The following is a 1,244-nucleotide window of genomic DNA, read 5'->3' on the forward strand; positions in this document are numbered from 1 at the left end:
CGCTTGAGAAAAAGGATGCCAGCGAACTAGAGCTTAACAGTATTGCATTGTGTACGATCCATGCAAACCAGACACTTGCGTTTGACCCATATGGTGAAAACAAAGCAACGGGCGCCTTCATTATTATCGACCGTCTAACCAACGTAACGGTTGGCGCAGGCATGATCGTTGAAGCCGCTGAAGATACTAGCGCACAGTGGGAACCTGTTAGCGAAGCAGAGCGTGCAGCGCGTTTAGATCACCAGGTAGCCTCGATTATTGCTTGCTCAGGTGAAGCGGGTGATGTACTCGCTCAAGCCGCTGAGCGTAAGCTGTTCAATCAGGGTCGAACTTGCCTGTTGATCACCTCTCACATGGCCGACAACGATGCAGATAAACTCTTGATTGCTAAGGCAGCTAAAGAAGCAGGCTTAATTGCAATTACCTCATTGGAAGGCAGTTCAGATATTGCAGATACCGTACTATCAGCAACATCTGACGTAGATATTCCTGAACAGGTAAAAGGGCTTAGCTAAATTTGATTCACTGAGATACTCATCTCAGTAAGCCTAACCCAAAGACAGGGGCTACGATTTACTTCGTAGCCCCTTATTTCATTGGACACAGAGAGAACTCAATCCATGGCTATTACTTCGCTAGTTTTTCATAAGATTACTCGCTGGCAAGAAGATCAACCTTCAGAAATTCAACTCTGTGAGCAGGCACCTGACGTCACTGCAGATCATGAAGGACTCTTCAGTCAACTTAAAAAAGTCTTTCAATTCAAAGCAGGTAAATTCCACGGTCAATTTGATGAAGACTATAGTAGTGCCCCCTATCAAAACTGGTTGAAAGAGCAACTGGATGGAAAAATCAGCTTCGAGAAGCTAAGCCTTCTCTACATGAATCAACTCAAAGACCTAGTGGATAAAACCAGCGAGAGCTTTGAAGCCACTATCCTTACGGTTCATGAGGAACGTGCAGATGGCCCTCGAGTCTATATCTTTGCGCTGGAAACAAATTCCGGCCTACTCCTAGACTCTGGGCTTAATCTCGATACCGTGGACTACCTCAACACAAATAAAATGGATCTTGCCCTGCGCATCGACCTTGATGACTGGCTTTCAGAAAGCGAAAGTACTGACCCATACCTTTGCTTGGTCCGCGCACGCTCAAAAGCCAAAATAGGTGAAGCATTCACTCAGTCAATCGGTTTCAAGAGCTCTATCGACAGCGCAAAAGAAACTGAAACGCTAATGGAAGTA

The 1,244-nt window shown here is 45.7% G+C and carries 1 protein-coding gene and 1 pseudogene; both read left to right on the top strand.

Annotated elements, in window-relative coordinates; all coding sequences use genetic code 11:
• Positions 1-515, top strand: a pseudogene (locus tag A3729_RS32560) (sulfate adenylyltransferase subunit CysN); the annotation flags it as partial.
• A gap of 105 nt (positions 516-620) precedes the next feature.
• A partial coding sequence (locus A3729_RS07780) for a nucleoid-associated protein (protein ID WP_197475672.1) occupies positions 621-1,244 on the top strand: 624 nt, incomplete at its 3' end.

The sequence above is a fragment of the Oleiphilus sp. HI0043 genome (genome assembly GCF_001634935.1).